General features: G+C 57.5%; 10 protein-coding genes. 8 read left to right on the forward strand and 2 right to left on the reverse strand.

Going from position 1 to position 15,012, the window contains the following annotated elements:
- The first annotated feature begins 5 nt into the window (after positions 1-5).
- The 3 genes from DSM3645_RS28745 (at position 6) to DSM3645_RS21160 (ending at position 6,683) form a co-directional block, all read left to right on the forward strand.
- Positions 6-3,047: a PAS domain-containing hybrid sensor histidine kinase/response regulator gene (locus DSM3645_RS28745; RefSeq protein WP_002654612.1), complete on the forward strand. Its 3,042-nt coding sequence runs from the start codon at positions 6-8 to the stop codon at positions 3,045-3,047.
- 205 nt (positions 3,048-3,252) lie between these two features.
- Positions 3,253-5,259, forward strand: coding sequence for a threonine--tRNA ligase (gene thrS / locus DSM3645_RS21155; RefSeq protein WP_002654613.1), 2,007 nt, complete (start codon positions 3,253-3,255; stop codon positions 5,257-5,259).
- A gap of 359 nt (positions 5,260-5,618) precedes the next feature.
- Positions 5,619-6,683: a linear amide C-N hydrolase gene (locus tag DSM3645_RS21160; protein WP_002654615.1), complete on the forward strand. Its 1,065-nt coding sequence runs from the start codon at positions 5,619-5,621 to the stop codon at positions 6,681-6,683.
- A gap of 423 nt (positions 6,684-7,106) precedes the next feature.
- Here the strand turns inward: DSM3645_RS21160 and DSM3645_RS21170 are convergent, their stop codons facing one another.
- The gene (locus DSM3645_RS21170) at positions 7,107-7,718 is read right to left on the reverse strand and encodes a hypothetical protein (RefSeq protein WP_002654617.1); all 612 of its coding nucleotides are present in this window, start codon (positions 7,716-7,718) and stop codon (positions 7,107-7,109) included.
- Positions 7,719-8,284: 566 nt separating this feature from the next.
- Between DSM3645_RS21170 and DSM3645_RS21175 the strand changes: the two genes are divergently transcribed.
- The 3 genes from DSM3645_RS21175 (at position 8,285) to DSM3645_RS28750 (ending at position 11,005) form a co-directional block, all read left to right on the forward strand.
- A complete protein-coding gene (locus DSM3645_RS21175; protein WP_002654619.1) occupies positions 8,285-9,190 on the forward strand; it encodes an aminotransferase class IV in 906 nt (301 codons plus the stop codon).
- 108 nt (positions 9,191-9,298) lie between these two features.
- A protein-coding gene (prfB, locus tag DSM3645_RS21180) for a peptide chain release factor 2 (protein WP_390072671.1) occupies positions 9,299-10,412 on the forward strand; the annotation gives its coding sequence in 2 pieces (ribosomal slippage) (positions 9,299-9,367 and positions 9,369-10,412; 1,113 coding nt in all).
- 8 nt (positions 10,413-10,420) lie between these two features.
- Positions 10,421-11,005 (forward strand): hypothetical protein, encoded by a 585-nt coding sequence (locus DSM3645_RS28750; protein ID WP_002654621.1) that lies wholly within the window; start codon positions 10,421-10,423, stop codon positions 11,003-11,005.
- Here DSM3645_RS28750 and DSM3645_RS21190 read toward each other — a convergent pair.
- Entirely contained in the window at positions 10,993-11,460 is a 468-nt protein-coding gene (locus DSM3645_RS21190; RefSeq protein ID WP_131282766.1) for a response regulator, read from the reverse strand. The genes DSM3645_RS28750 and DSM3645_RS21190 overlap by 13 nt on opposite strands.
- A gap of 415 nt (positions 11,461-11,875) precedes the next feature.
- Here DSM3645_RS21190 and DSM3645_RS21195 point away from each other — a divergent pair, with 415 nt between their 5' ends.
- Positions 11,876-13,606, forward strand: a complete 1,731-nt coding sequence (locus tag DSM3645_RS21195; RefSeq protein ID WP_131282768.1) for a tetratricopeptide repeat protein — start codon at positions 11,876-11,878, stop codon at positions 13,604-13,606.
- Between the two features lie 10 nt (positions 13,607-13,616).
- A complete protein-coding gene (locus DSM3645_RS21200; RefSeq protein ID WP_002654624.1) occupies positions 13,617-14,945 on the forward strand; it encodes a polysaccharide biosynthesis/export family protein in 1,329 nt (442 codons plus the stop codon).
- Positions 14,946-15,012: the final 67 nt, after the last annotated feature.

Below are 15,012 nucleotides of genomic sequence, written 5' to 3' on the forward strand. Positions count from 1 at the left end.
GTTCAATGCCACTGGAAGTCCTTCGCAACACGGAGACCTCGACTGCATTCGAAGCGGCGGTCCGTCGACGCTTCGAGCTTCAGATGACCAAGATTTATTGCAACACGGACCATCTGTTCGCTTACTTGATGCCGTTTCAATGGATTGTCGGCATCTTGTTTACGATCTTCGTCTCTCCCTTGGCTTGGTCCGGAGAATCGAGCTACATCCATCCGCACGTCTGGTTCGCGATCCTAGGGGGAGGCGTTTGCTGCCTGATTCCGTTCGCGTTGGCCGTGTATCGTCCCGGCAAGCTCAGCACGCGAATGGTGATCGCGTGCAGCCAAATGTTCTTCGTTTCGCTGCTAATCCATCTCTCTGGCGGCCGCATTGAGACGCATTTTTACATCTTTGGATCGCTTGCGTTTTTAGCCGCCTATCGCGACATCCGCGTCTTGATTCCCGCGACCTTAATCGTCGCAGCCGATCATCTGATTCGTGGTCTACTCTGGCCAGAAAGTATCTTCGGCATCGCCGCCGCCGACAACTGGCGTTGGCTTGAGCATTCGGCATGGGTGTTATTTGAAGACGTTTTCCTGATTCTCACCATCCGGCAAAGTCTGGCCGAAGTGCACGCTTTGGCGATGAAGACGACCGAAGGCGAGTTGGCTGTAGAACGACTCGCGATCGCCAAACGTCTCGCGGAGCATAACGAAGCCCAGTTTCGCGCGACCTTTGAATACGCCGCGGTTGGAGTCGCTCATATTGGCTTCGACGGCTATTGGCTGCGCACCAACAAAAAAATCTGTGAGATGTTGGACTACAGCGAACAAGAGTTGCAACGTCTGACCTTTGCCGATGTGACCTGCCCAGAAGACAAAGAGATCGACGATCGTCATCTACAAGACTTTCTCAACGGCGAAATCGAGGAAGCTTGCTTTGAGAAACGTTACGTCAACCGGAACGGAGAGATCATCTGGGCTCGTTTGACGATCTCCGTCATTCGCGATGACGCCTACTTTATCGTCGTGATCGAAGATATTCGCGAAGAGCGACAGGCGCGCGAAGACCTGGAGAAGTCCAACCGCGAAATTCACAAACTCTCGCTCGTCGCGGCCAAAGCTCGACAATCCGTCATCATCGCCGATAAGTTCGGTCGCATCGAATGGGTCAATGACGCATTCACGCAGTTGACCGGGTACGCGCTGCCCGAAATCATCGGTCAAAAACCGGGAACGCTGCTCCAAGGTCCCGAGACCGATCCGAGCACTGCGGCCTATATCGGTGAACGCTTGCGATCGCGTGAACGGGTTAGCGTCGAAATCGTCAACTATTCAAAGAGTAGTGAGAAATACTGGATCGCGCTCGAAATTGAACCGGTGTTCGACGAACAACATCGTTTGATTCAGTTCATCGCGACGCAAACCAACGTGACCCACCGCAAGAAACATGAAGCGGAACTGCGTCGCGCCAAAGAGACGGCGGAAGCGGCCAACGCCGCGAAAAGTGAATTTTTGGCAAACATGAGCCACGAAATCCGCACTCCGCTCAACGGGCTGCTCGGCTTTACCGATCTGTTACTGCGCGGTGCGGCGAATGATCCGCAAAAGCGAGACGAATACCTGCAGATCATTCGCACCAGCGGCCGCAACTTGCTGGATGTGATCAACGATTTGCTCGATTTGTCCAAGATCGAGGCCGGCAAGCTCGAAACCGAATCGCTCCCCTGCGATCCCCAAGCGGTTGTCGCCGAAGTCGTTTCGATTTTGCGCGTCAAAGCGGACGAGAAAGCATTACGACTCACCTGTGATTGGTCCGGCGAAGTTCCGCCGCAAATCGTCACCGATTCGGTTCGCCTCCGGCAACTGTTGACCAATCTGATCGGCAATGCGATCAAGTTTACGCAGTTTGGTTCCGTGTCGATCGACGCCGGTTGGCACGCTCCCCTGCAGCAACTGACGTTCGTCATTCGCGACACCGGCATCGGCATTCCCGAAGAGAAGCTCGACCTTATTTTCGACCCGTTTACTCAAGCGGACGCCACGACGACGCGCCGATTTGGCGGAACCGGACTTGGCTTGGCGATCTGCCGCCGCATCGCGCGCCTGCTTGGGGGCGACGTTTCTGTGGAAAGCGAAATAGGCGCCGGGTCCACGTTTACGGTGACGATCGCCGCTCCGCTGTATGACGCGCCTCCCACGCTCGATGGTAAGCAGGCTGGCGAAATCACCGCCAGAAAAAAGGCGCCGCCGAATGGTTCGCTGCAGTTTGCTGGAGTTCGCGTTCTGGTCGCGGAAGATGGACCGATCAACCGCTTGTTGGTCGAAAACATGCTTGCGCCGCTCGGCTTCGAGCTGACCTTTGTTGAGGATGGGCAGATGGCGCTCCAGCGCTTCGAGGAAAGCCGATTTGACGTCATTCTCATGGACATGCAGATGCCGGTGCTCGACGGATACGCCGCCAGCGAACGTTTACGCGCCACCGGTTGCGAAGTTCCGATCATTGCAATGACCGCGCATGCGATGGCTTCGGATCGTCGCAAATGTCTGGATTCCGGTTGCAATGACTATATCAGCAAGCCGGTAATGCTGGAGCAGATGTTGGCGATCATCGAAAGCAATTTGCCCGCCGCTGCGGCGCTGGACCAACCGCTGCTTTCACCGACCATCGAGCCGCCGTCGGAAAACGCCGCTCCCTCGCCGACTAGCGATCTGCCGCTCGTCTCCGACGTGCTGCCTTCCCTGGCGACGCTCGCGCCGGTCGTGGATCGATTTGTGATGACGCTGCCGGACTCCCTCTCCGAAATTTTAGAAGCGGCCGAAAACGCCGACTGGGCGAAGGTCGAAATTCTGGCGCATCGCCTGCGAGGCGCCAGCGGAGGCTGCGGCTTCCATTCGCTCTACGAAATCGCGAGTACGATGGAAGAATCGGCGCGCTCTCAAAAACAGACGCCGAGCCCTGATCGCGGCCAAGCAATTTTGACCGATCATGGGCGCCTTTTCAAAATGTTGCCGCGTCTGGAAGATTCGACCGGCAATCGGCCGCACGCGGCGAACCCCAGCATCTAAAGCGGCGTCCGAAAAATTAAGGCCGTATTTGGGCCTGCTAGCGGTGAAAACGGCCCGGCGAGCAGCGTGCGCCGCCGACTCGCTCTAGGAGGCGTCGCGTCCGACCTTTATACTGCCACTCTGCGGCGCCATCGGCTTTCAGACGTCCTTTGTTTCGACGCCGGCCGGTAACGCCAGACGCGTGTTCTTCTAGAATGACAGGTCCATGCTCGAGGTTCATCTTCCTGACGGCAACGTAAAGTCTTACGACATCGCAATCACTCCCATGGACGTCGCCGCCGACATTGGCGCTGGCCTCGCGAAGGCCACGCTGGCGGCCCAAATCGACGGACAGACCGTCGGCTTTGACGCTCCGCTGCCGACCGAGGGCTCGGTCAATCTGCGGCTGCTGACCAACAAAGACAAAGAAGCGCTCGGCGTGATGCGGCATAGCTGCGCTCATATCATGGCCCGCGCGGTCATGCGTCTGTTTGACGGCGTGCAGCTCGCCTTCGGCCCGACGATTGAAGGGGGTTTCTACTACGACTTTGATCTCGAGCACAAGCTGACCGCAGAGGACTTCCCTGCGATTGAAGCCGAGATGAAGAAGATCATCAAAGAGAACGAGCCGTTCGAGCGCATCGAAGAGTCGCGTGAAGGCGCGTTAGCGGTCGTCAAAGATATCGACCAGCATTACAAGATCGAACATATCGAAACCGGCTTGTCCGGCCACGAGACCCTGTCGTTTTATCGCCAGGGAGAGTTTATCGATCTCTGTCGCGGACCGCACGTTCCCCGTCCCAAGTCGATCGGCGCTTACAAGCTCCTCTCGGTCGCCGGCGCCTACTGGAAGGGAAGCTCCGACAACAAGCAACTCCAGCGCGTCTATGCGACTGCGTTCTTCAACAAAGACGACCTGGCCGCTCATCTCGAGAAACTGGAAGAAGCGAAGCGCCGCGATCATCGCACTTTGGGCAAACAGCTCGAGCTGTTCGCGATCAATCCGCTGGTCGGACAAGGGCTGATCTTGTGGCTCCCCAAGGGCGCCGTCGTGCGACAACAATTGACCGACTTCGTCTCGGAACAATTGAAGAAGCACGAATACGAATCGGTGTTTACCCCCAACATCGGCAAGGTCGATCTCTACAAGACCTCAGGGCACTATCCATATTACAAAGATAGCCAGTTCCCGCCGATTCACGTGTCGGATGACGAAGAATATCTTCTCAAGCCGATGAACTGTCCGCACCACATCATGATCTACAAGAACCGGCCCCGCAGTTATCGCGAGTTGCCGGTCCGCTTGTCAGAATTCGGCACCGTCTATCGCTACGAGCAATCGGGCGAACTGAACGGCATGACGCGCGTCCGCGGGTTCTGCCAGGACGACGCCCATATCTTTTGTATGGAGGAGCAGGTCGAAGAAGAGTTCCGCAAGTGCATCGAGATGACCCAGTATGTGCTGAACAGCCTGGGGCTGACCGATTATCGCGTGCGACTTGGTTTCCGCGACCCCGATAACGGCAAGTATGTCGGCAATTCCAAAGTTTGGGATCGGGCCGAACAGTCGCTGGTCTCAGTTTGCAAAAACATGGGCATCGACGCCGTCGCCGAAGCCGGCGAAGCCGCCTTCTATGGTCCCAAGGCCGACTTTGTCGTCAACGATTGTCTTGGTCGCGAATGGCAACTCGGCACCGTGCAGTTGGACTACAACTTGCCCAGCACCGAACGATTTGCGCTAGAGTATGTCGGCGCCGACAATCAGATGCATCGCCCGGTGATGATTCACCGAGCTCCCTTCGGCTCGCTCGAACGCTTTATGGGCGTGCTGATCGAGCATTTTGCGGGCGCATTTCCGCTGTGGCTTGCGCCTGAGCAAGTTCGCGTGCTGGTCGTCAGTCAGAAGTTTGAAGAGTACGCTCGCAAAGTCGAAGCCGAACTCAAGCAGGCGGGCTTCCGCGTCAAAGGGGACTATCGACCTGAAAAAATCGGCTCCAAAATTCGCGACGCCCAACTTGAATTGATTCCGTACATGTTCGTCATCGGCGGTCGCGAAATGGAGACCGAATCGGTCGCCGTCCGTGATCGCATCGACGGCGACCTAGGATCGATGAAAGTCGCCGAAGCGATCGATAAGCTGAAGCAGGAAGTCGCCGAGCGCAAAGTTCGCCAGGTTTTCACCGGCTCGGCCGGACTCGGAACCGCCGCGACCGGTACGAAGGACGAGTACTAACCGCTCGCTCCGCGCCAGTCATTTAGCACGAAAACGCCGACCATTAGGTCGGCGTTTTTTTGTTCGCTGGAAAGTCTCCTCTCCTCGTGCGTCGGTCGCGACCATCGCCGATTAACCCATAGCAACAACCGGTGCGCGAAGCACGCTCTACAACATTCGCGACCACTCCAATAGCGACCGAACTTGCCGCCAAATCGCCGTTTGGGCGACGATTTTTTGCGACATCGCCGCCAAGCGACCTAGGGTTGCCGAGGCGGAATAACCGTCACCGGCGCACTGTCCCCATTGCAGTTCGCTCCCACGAATAGTAACTAAGCGTTGAGGCCGTACGACGGTCCAAGAAAGAGGATTTGCAAACCATGCTGAATCGAATCAACTTCCGCCGTTTGACCGTCGCCGTATTGGCCGTCGCGTCGCTCGGCGTCATTGCGCATCAAGTCGCCGCCTGCACTCGAGCGGTCTACTTTGGCAAAGACGGCATGGTCGTCACCGGCCGAACGATGGATTGGAAAGAAGATCTCAAAAGCAACATGTGGATCTTCCCGAGCGGCATGGATCGAGATGGGGGGCTAGGCCCGGCGTCATTCCAGTGGAAGTCGAAATATGGCAGCGTCGTCTTATCGGCCTACGAAGCGGCGACTTGCGACGGCATGAACGAGCATGGCCTGGTCGTCAATGCGCTCTACTTGGCCGAAAGCGACTATGAAACGCCGGGGGATACGCGTCCCAGCATGTCGATCGGCGCCTGGTCGCAGTACGTGTTGGATAGTTTTTCCAACGTCGATGAAGCGGTCATGGAATTGCAGAAGGATGCATTTCGCGTCGTCGCGCCGACGTTGCCCAATGGCGCCGCCGCCACGATTCATTTTTCGATTTCTGACCCCTCCGGCGATTCTGCGATTTGCGAATATCTGGGAGGAAAGCTGGTGATTCACCATGCTCGCGAATTCCAAGTCATGACCAATTCGCCCACCTTCGATCACCAGATCGCCCTGAATGAATATTGGCGACAAATCGGCGGCAGCATCATGTTGCCGGGCACCAATCGGGCCGCGGATCGATTTGTGCGGGCCTCGTACTATATCGATGCTTGCGATCAAACGGCCGACGCGCGTGAAGCGGACGCCGCCGTTTCGAGCGTCATGTGCAACGTGAGCGTTCCGCGCGGCATTAGCACGCCGGATCAGCCCAACATCGCTTCGACGATTTGGCGTAGCGTTGCGAACCAAAAGGATCGGGTCTACTACTTTGAGCATACGTTCAGCCCCGGCGCCGTCTGGGTCGAACTCAGCCAAATCGACTTCTCGCCGCGTTCTGGCGTTCGCAAACTGACCCTGGTCGGCGAATATAACTTGGGTGGAAACCAAACGGCCAACTTTAAGAAAGCCGAACCTTTCAAGTTCCTAGCGCCCGAAATCAAATAACCTCTCGAGCGTCTATCCATCAAAGCGTCGCCGTTACTTGATAAACGGTGACGCTTGACAGGCAAGCTTGAAACGGCGCCCTAGGACGCCGCGCTGGCGTTCGATTTAACGGTAGCAGAAAGTTCTTCAACGCAATGATCGCCGGTTCTTCACCGGATTTGCTGAGATAAAATCCGCCACGGTCGACGAGCACGAATCGCCCATCCAAGAGCGCGACATTCAAACCCACTGGATACGAGAGCGGTTTCCGAGAAGAGCATGGCGCCGAAAATTGGCGCGTGACGCAGCACTAGCGTTACGGTGTTCGACTTGATGCCGACCCGCATTTCTCGCGTTTGCGCTGCGGGCTACAAAGAGCAGTGGACGCCGGCGACTTCCCCTCGCGCAACTTCAAAAGGCGCGAGCGCACCCATGTCTGTGGCGCTAGTCAAAATCGCCGCGATCGACGAGACCTCGCGACGCTTCGGCAGGCGCCGCCGCTGGGGTTTTCTCGCTCGGTTCGTCGATGTCGGTGCATGTGACGCTCGAAAAGCTGCTTCCAGCGAATTCGGCGGTATCCAGACCCATCTCTTGCGCATACTTCATCTCTTGCGTGGGATCCTCTTTGATCACACCCAAGAGCGTGGCAAAGTCGAGAAATGAAGAACTAATAAATCGCCCCGGCGCCAACATAATCGACCAGGATCGCAACGAGCGATTGTAGTTGTCCGAATAGCGTATTGGATTATTCACGAAGCCACCGAGATATCCGACGTCATTTAAATTGGGCCGCGGGACAATAAAGAACGCGAATCCCACGTAGATCAGTTCGACCCCGGCGATGATCGCCAGTCGCGGTACGAGCGAAGCGGGAAGGTGCGGCTGGTAAAAGAGCCAGTACCCGGCGCCTACCATCATGGCCAGTGAGACGATCATTTTGAACGTCACCACAACGCGTGAGCGCTGCGGCACGTGCTCGGTATTGACCTCAATAGCACCGTAGTCGCTGTACGAACAACTCGAAGCCGAACTGGAAAAGGTGTCAAACATCCACATGAGCTGCGGGCCTCGATCGAACAATCCTGCGGAAGGAGAAGAGTCATTTCAAACCTAGCATTAGCCGTTAGCGGATCGCGGCGCCCTGCGTAATCCTGGGAGACGCGACGCGAAATCAACGACGTTTTATACGGGTTATGGCGATTTTCAGGAGAACCGGGCCGTAATTTTTTTATAGCCAAACGGGTGGTGAATTTTCTATAATAGAAGTAGAGACGTCTCAATCGATCTTCAATTGGGAGCCAAATCATGTATGCCAGAACGCGGATTCAACGAACTCGAGAAGCGGTAAAGTGGGCCTTTCTCCTCGCGGCCGCCGGCATGATGATGGCGATCGCGTGGCAAGTGGTCGGCGGCGGCTGGTGACTTTGCGCCCCGTCATTGCGTCTACCAGGTCGGGTCAAGCCTGAGCGCAGCTTCCATCGCGGGCTAGCGCCGGTTTTGCCGTAGTCTCCGCGATTTGCAACTGGCGCCGACGACAAAATCTGGACGTGCGGGGTCTCCACATTTTTGGTGGAAGCGTTAGAGTTGCGGTAGGAACTTCGTCCGCAACTAAAGAATTTGGCATGACGCGTCCCATCGCATTTCATACCGGCAAATGGATCCCGCTCTCCGAACTCTCCGTCCCGATCGACGACCTTGGGTTTGTCATGGGGACGACAATCGTCGAACAGCTGCGCACCTTTGCCGGCAAGGTATTTCGGCTCGAGCAACATTTGGCGCGACTTCGCGACAGTCTGACGATTTTGGGACTTGAGATCCCTTATTCTGACGCCGACTTGTCCCAAGTGGTCCAAGAGATCGTCGCCCACAATCATCCGCTGCTGGCTGCCGGCGATGATCTGGGAGTGGCGATGTTCATCACTCCGGGAAGTATGGATCACCCGCGAGAATCCCCCATGGTTTGCGTGCACACGCGCCCGGTCGCCTTTGGCGGGTTCGCCAGCAAATTTGCCGCCGGTCAGGCGTTGGTGGTCCCGCCAACTCGGCAGACGCCGGTCGAATGTTGGCCGCGACAACTAAAAGTCCGCTCGCGGGTTCACTATTACCTGGCCGATCTCGAAGCGCAGAAAATCGAAGCGAAGTCGCGTGCCGTCTTGCTTGATTTAGAAGGCTACGTCATGGAGGCGACGACCGCCAATCTGGTCGTTCACTTCGCCGGAGAAGGACTCGTTGCGCCCCCGCGTGAGCTGGTCTTGTCCGGGATTAGTATCGCCGCCTTAGAAGACTACGCGCGGCGACTGGGGATCGACTATAGCCAGCGGCGGATGACGCCGGATGACGTGGCGCAAGCGGACGAGATCTTGCTGACGAGCACGTCTCCGTGCGTGCTTCCCTGTCATCGCTGGAACGGGCGGCAGGTCGGCGGCGGCAAGCCGGGTCCGGTCTTTGAGCGTCTGATTTCGGCCTGGAGCGAATCGGTCGGACTCGACATTCGGGGGCAAGCTGCCCGATTTGCACAAAGAGACTGACATTGCCGATAATTCCACGTCGCAAATGGTCCTCGTCGTCCGTCGCGTCGGCGAGTACAATGCGGTGTTCTGATATCCCTCTTTTGTCCTCTTGGGCGAACCGAAACGATGGACCGCGATACGATCGACCGTGCCGAAACGATACGTCAACGTTTGACGCAGCTTCAGGACAGTCTTTGACTACGCCGCCAAAAAAAAGACGCTTGCGGCCACCGAAGCGAAAATGGTCGCGCCCGACTTTTGGGATAATCAAGAGATCGCACAAACCGTCGTCGGCCAGTTGAAATCGCTGAAGTCGATCCTGGAACCGCTCGAAGCCTGCGCCGCCGCCGTTGGCGATCTTGACGCGATGCTAGAGATGGCGGAAGAGGATGACTCGTTCGACGCCGAAGCGAAAGCTGAAGTCGCGCGACTCGAAGCGGAGTTGGATCAGCTCGAACTCAAGGCGCTGCTCAACGGACAGCATGACGCCTGCGGCGCGCTGGTGTCGATTCATGCGCGTGATGGCGGAACTGACGCCAACGACTGGGCCGAAATGTTGTTACGGATGTATTCGCACTGGGCCGCCGAGCACGACTATACCGTCGAATTAATCGACCGCGCCGACAACGAAGAAGCCGGCATCAACAGCGCCACCTTCGCCGTTCGCGGCGTCATGGCCTACGGCTACCTAAAAGGGGAGAGCGGCATGCATCGCTTGGTGCGGATCAGCCCGTTCAACTCGGAAGGGAAACGCCAAACTAGCTTTGCGGCGGTCGACGTGTCGCCCGAGATTCCCGACAGTGAAGAAGTCGAGATCGACGAAGAAGATGTCCGCATCGACACCTACCGGGCCAGCGGCGCCGGCGGACAACATGTCAACAAGACGGATAGCGCGATTCGCCTAACGCATCTTCCGACCGGTGTCGTCGTCCAGTGCCAGAACGAACGAAGCCAGCACAAAAACCGCGCCCAGGCCTGGAAGATGTTGCGTTCGCGGATTGCACGGATTGAAGAAGAGCGACGCGAAGCGGAAGAAGCGGCTCGTTACAAAACGCAGGCCAAGGTCGGCTTCGGTTCGCAAATCCGCAATTACTTTCTGCATCCCGATCAACGGGTGAAGGACGCGCGGACCGGGCACTATGTCGGTAGTTTCCACGCGGTGATGGATGGAGATATTCAAGGCTTTCTCGACGCTTACCTGCGTTGGCGCGTCGGCCAAGGGGATCAAGAAGGGAAATAGTTTCGATCATGTCCAGTGAGAGTGACATCCAATTTGTTGACGCGATCGATTCAAACGGTCGCGGCCTCTTCGTCAGTTTTCCGCGGCGCGGCGACCGGTTTGGTCATGTCGTCTCGGTCGTTTCGGGCGACGACATCCTCCCTTGCCTGGTTTCGTTGGAAGGGGACGACGCGGAAGAATGGCCTGACAGTCCGCCGATTCAGCAATTGAGCGTCGAACAACGTCCGGCCGGCGCAGTCGCGCTTGGCGTTGGACAGGCCGGCAAAAGCCACTGGTCGGTCACGGTCGAGACGTTCGCCGCTGATCGCCGTATCGAGTTTCATGTCGCTTGTCGCATGAAGGCGCATCCAGCGCAAATCAGCAGTCGTTACGCCAGCCTGCTTGACGCCGCCGTCGAACCCAATCACGTCGACGCCTACACGTGGAGTTGGTCCGCCGGCGACATGCGACTTCTGGTGCGCCAATCGCTGTTTGATCACTATCCGGCGCCGGAATTTCCGGCAACATCATCCGGGTTTGAGATCAACGCCGCTGTCGATCAAATGCCGTTTCCAAAGACGATCGAGTGGCGCTACTCATTTCAACTTGCGTAAAGCGAGTAGTATCCCCGTGAGACGGTCAGATGACCGGAAATCTCAAGATCCCGCAATTGCTGTTCGAGGTATTGAACGCGCTGCGCTTCGGCCGTGCGAGCCAACAGCTCTTCTTTTTTGACCGGCTTCGAGAGAAAATCGTTCGCGCCGGCGTGCAGGGCGAGCTCCACCGCGACAGAACTTTGATGCGCCGACACCATCATAATGAACGGCCGTCGATCTTGTTGAACGTAGCGGATATGCCGAACAAAATCGACTCCCGCCGCATCTGGTAATTCCCAATCGCAGAAGACGAGATCAGGTTCAAACTCGTCAAACAACATCAACGCTTCCTTGCAGTTCGACGCGGTGCGCGTTTCGAATCCGGCATCGTTGAGAATTTCGGTCAGCAAAAATCGCATGAGACGATCGTCATCGACAACCATGATGCGTACGGACAGTTTTGTTGTATCCAAGAAAATTACTCTCACTTGAGCGACACGTCAAAGTGGACGACTACGACGGTTCAGAGATGCTGCCTCATCGCCGCGAACCTTTAGGTTTATAGGCCGATTTTCGGCAGCCAGCCTCTACTCTTGGGGGGAATGAAGGTCGCATTGTTAAAGAATTTCCCTTGCTTCCCATTACTTGTAACGGTCGTAGCGAAGATAAGGAATTACGCGAAGTTTTCGTTCCAGCGACTCCACATTTCCAGCTGACCTGCGCTTTATAGCGAGTATTCGGCCTATGCCTGCGGCGCCTAGTCGGGACGTTCTGATCCGATCGATTTGAGTGAATGCACGTCGCGAAACAAGTCGATGCTTACGACCACTGGGTCAATGCGTCGGCGGAGTCCGACGCGCTACGGGCACTCCCCCGAACGGAATCAAGATGGATCGCAGACACCCAATATGGATGGGACCAACGGCATTTGCCGCCGCAACGCTCGCCGCGTTTGCGGGGTGCTCTGACGCGCCGGTCGCCTCGACGGCTGCTCGCCTTTCGCAAGAGAATACGATCGAAACGCCGCGCCGATTTCAGCTTCCGGCCGACGTACGCCCCGTGGCGCTCGAAATCTCGTCGACCGAAGAGGAAACGATCGAGAATCCCTATCTGTTGACGCAGTTGCCAACTCCATTCGCATCGTCCGTGATTGGACTTCCTCCATTGCCCGAAGCGGCTGACGTCGAGGAAGTCGCCGAGCCGGCGCCTGTTCCTGCGGCGCCCCGATATATGCCGCTGATCGAAGCGCAGCCACAAACCGCCCCCCAGCCGGTTGCAATTCCAGCGCCCCGTTTAGAGGAGCCAGAATCCTCATTTTCGCTACAAGGACCGCAAAACTCAGGATCCTCCCCCGCACCGCGACAGACAACTCCCCGCATGGAGCCGTCCCAGATCGAAGACTCGCGCTGGAGCCAAAATCCAGAGCCGACGCCGGCGACGCGAACGCCGGAAGTCGCTCAGGACGAGCTCGATCTTTTCCCGCTGCAGCCGGGCGCTCCCAGTCAGCCGCAGCCGCCCCACGAGATGCGCTCGCTCCCCGAAATGTCGCCGCCGCCGGAACTTTCGTCGCAACCGCCGGTCTTCATGCCGCGTCTTGAAGCGAAGGTGGAAGCACAACCGCAGCATTTGCCCCCTCCGCAAGCGGCGCCGCTCGTTCAATCTGCGCCGGTCCTTTCAGAGCCGGCCCCGTCGCCGCGGATTGCGATTCCGTCGCGAGCGTTTAACGGAGTTCCGCAGACGCAACGCAATACCATGCTGGATCAACATGCGATGACCGCGGTTCGCGGTCGAGCGCAGTCGTTGGTCGAACATGGGTTTTCGCTCGCTCAACGCGGCGCCTTTTTCTCGGCCCGCGCCGAACTCATACAAGCGCTCCGTCTGCTGACGCAAACACTCGATACCGAACGGCATACGCATCAACACAGCGATGCGTTGGCGGAAGGCTTGCTCGCGCTCGACGAAGCGAGCGACTTTGTGCCCGAGGGATCGCAGTTGGAAGCGAACCTCAACTTGAAGCTCTTAATTCAATCGCATCGCACGCCGATTTTGAAGAATGTTGACGCCAGCCAACTCACGCCGTTGGTCGCCGCGCAGCAATACTTCTCGCATGCTCAGGATCGCCTGGCGATGGCCTGCGGCGGAGTTCCTGAAGCGTCCGCCGCGTTGTACGGACTCGCCAAATTGCAGCCCTTTTTGAAAACAGGCGGCGGTGACAAAGCGCTGATCGGCCCTCGCTCAATCGCATTGCACCAATCGGCGTTCCTTGCCGATCCGCAAAACATCATGGCCGCCAACGAATTAGGCGTGATGCTGGCCCGCTATGGTCAGTTGACCGACGCCAAACAAGTGTTCGTCAGCGGGTTGCGTCAAAATTCGCTGGCGGAAACCTGGAACAATCTCGCCAAAGTGCATGAGATGCTGGGCGAAGATGATTTGGCCAAGTTAGCTCGTCAAGAAGCGCAATTTGCCATCGCCAACGGCGTCGTCGCCCCCAAAAGCAATTTTGTCCGCTGGATTTCTCCCGAAGCGTTCGCTGCCCAGCATCGCGTCGACGCGACTGCGATCGGTCCGCAGCGTCCTGACGTCAGTCGTCAACCGCAACCTTCTCAGCAACGTTAAGTCGTACGGCATGAACCAGAATTTCGCTCAACAACCGTCACGTGCCGGCCGCTCGCTTGCCGCGATCGCCGGATTGCTGCTCCTTTCCGGCGGACTGGGCCTTGCGTTGACGCCTGGCGATGACAGCGCCTCGGCCGCGCCGCAAGCGATCGTCAAGCAAGTGCAGGCCCAATCGCCAACAGCGGACGCCGCCAACAGCGCCGCTGCGATCGTGAGCTGGGATCCATCGCTCGAACAAGATCAGGTGATGTTGTGCGCAGGACCTCCCAACTGCGCTCCCTGCCCTTCGCCGGCGCAACTGCAGAATAGTCCGATCAAGGTCGGCGTCGACTCGGCCGATCCGATTTGCGAGGGAGAACTGCATTGGAACGCGCGCCGCCCGATTCCTTGGCAAATCTTCGCCCAAGGCGAATACGTCGGCCCCGCTCGTCTGCAACATGTCCCCGAATATCGCCTGCGGGTCGATGATGAACTGGAATTCGTCTATCGATTAACGCGCAACGAGATGACCACTCCCTATCGCTTGAATGTCGGCGATCAGGTTCGCGTCGAATCGTTGACTGATCCCAACTTGAATCGCGATCTGGTGATTCAGCCCGATGGTTCGATCACCGTGCTGCTGTTGGGTCAGGTGCACGCCGCCCGCAAGACGGTCACCGAGTTGACGGACCTGCTTGATCAGGATTACAAGCGTTACTACAAAGTACCCGCGATTACCGTCACGCCGCTCCAGGTGAACACCAAGCTGGAGGACTTGCGAGCAACCGTCGATAGCCGTGCAGGCCGCGGCGGTCAGTCGCAGAGCGTCCGCGTGACTCCCGAAGGAACCATTCAACTGCCGGCGATCGAGTCGGTGCCGGCCCAAGGTTTGACCTTGGACGAGTTGAAACGGGAAGTCGACGAACGATACGCCCAAGTCGTTGACGGGATCGGCGTGACGCCGATTTTGACCGCTCGGGCTCCTCGCTATCTGTATGTGTTGGGCGAAGTGAAGACGCCGGGCCGGTTTGAGTTGGTCGGCCCGACCACCGTCATGCAATCGATTGCCTTGGCCGGCGGTTGGAATGTGGGGGGTAACCTGCGAGAAGTGGTGATCTTCCGCCGAGCCGAGGATTGGCGCCTGGTCGCGACCAAGGTAGATATCCAAGGCGCCTTATATGGCAAACGGCCCATTCCCTCGGACGAACTATGGCTACGGGACTCCGATATTGTGGTGGTCCCCAAACAGCCGATCCTGTGGGCCGACGAGTTCATCGACCTCGTATTTACACGCGGAATCTACGGAGTCGCTCCGTTCAACGGCATCAGCATTACCTTCTCTGACATCACGACGCTATAGGTAATCTCATCTGGGGGGAAGAAAGTTCCTCCCCAGACGAAACCAATTGACGCGAAGCAGGGTTTTA

This window comes from Blastopirellula marina DSM 3645, from assembly GCF_000153105.1.
Classification (GTDB): Bacteria; Planctomycetota; Planctomycetia; order Pirellulales; family Pirellulaceae; genus Blastopirellula; species Blastopirellula marina.

Bases quoted from the DNA above. Each gene is read 5' to 3' on its own strand.
- DSM3645_RS28745 (WP_002654612.1), top strand. From the start codon at position 6: ATGCCACTGGAAGTCCTTCGCAACACGGAGACCTCGACTGCATTCGAA.
- thrS (WP_002654613.1), top strand. From the start codon at position 3,253: ATGCTCGAGGTTCATCTTCCTGACGGCAACGTAAAGTCTTACGACATC.
- DSM3645_RS21160 (WP_002654615.1), top strand. From the start codon at position 5,619: ATGCTGAATCGAATCAACTTCCGCCGTTTGACCGTCGCCGTATTGGCC.
- DSM3645_RS21170 (WP_002654617.1), bottom strand. From the start codon at position 7,718: ATGTGGATGTTTGACACCTTTTCCAGTTCGGCTTCGAGTTGTTCGTAC.
- DSM3645_RS21175 (WP_002654619.1), top strand. From the start codon at position 8,285: ATGACGCGTCCCATCGCATTTCATACCGGCAAATGGATCCCGCTCTCC.
- DSM3645_RS28750 (WP_002654621.1), top strand. From the start codon at position 10,421: ATGTCCAGTGAGAGTGACATCCAATTTGTTGACGCGATCGATTCAAAC.
- DSM3645_RS21195 (WP_131282768.1), top strand. From the start codon at position 11,876: ATGGATCGCAGACACCCAATATGGATGGGACCAACGGCATTTGCCGCC.
- DSM3645_RS21200 (WP_002654624.1), top strand. From the start codon at position 13,617: ATGAACCAGAATTTCGCTCAACAACCGTCACGTGCCGGCCGCTCGCTT.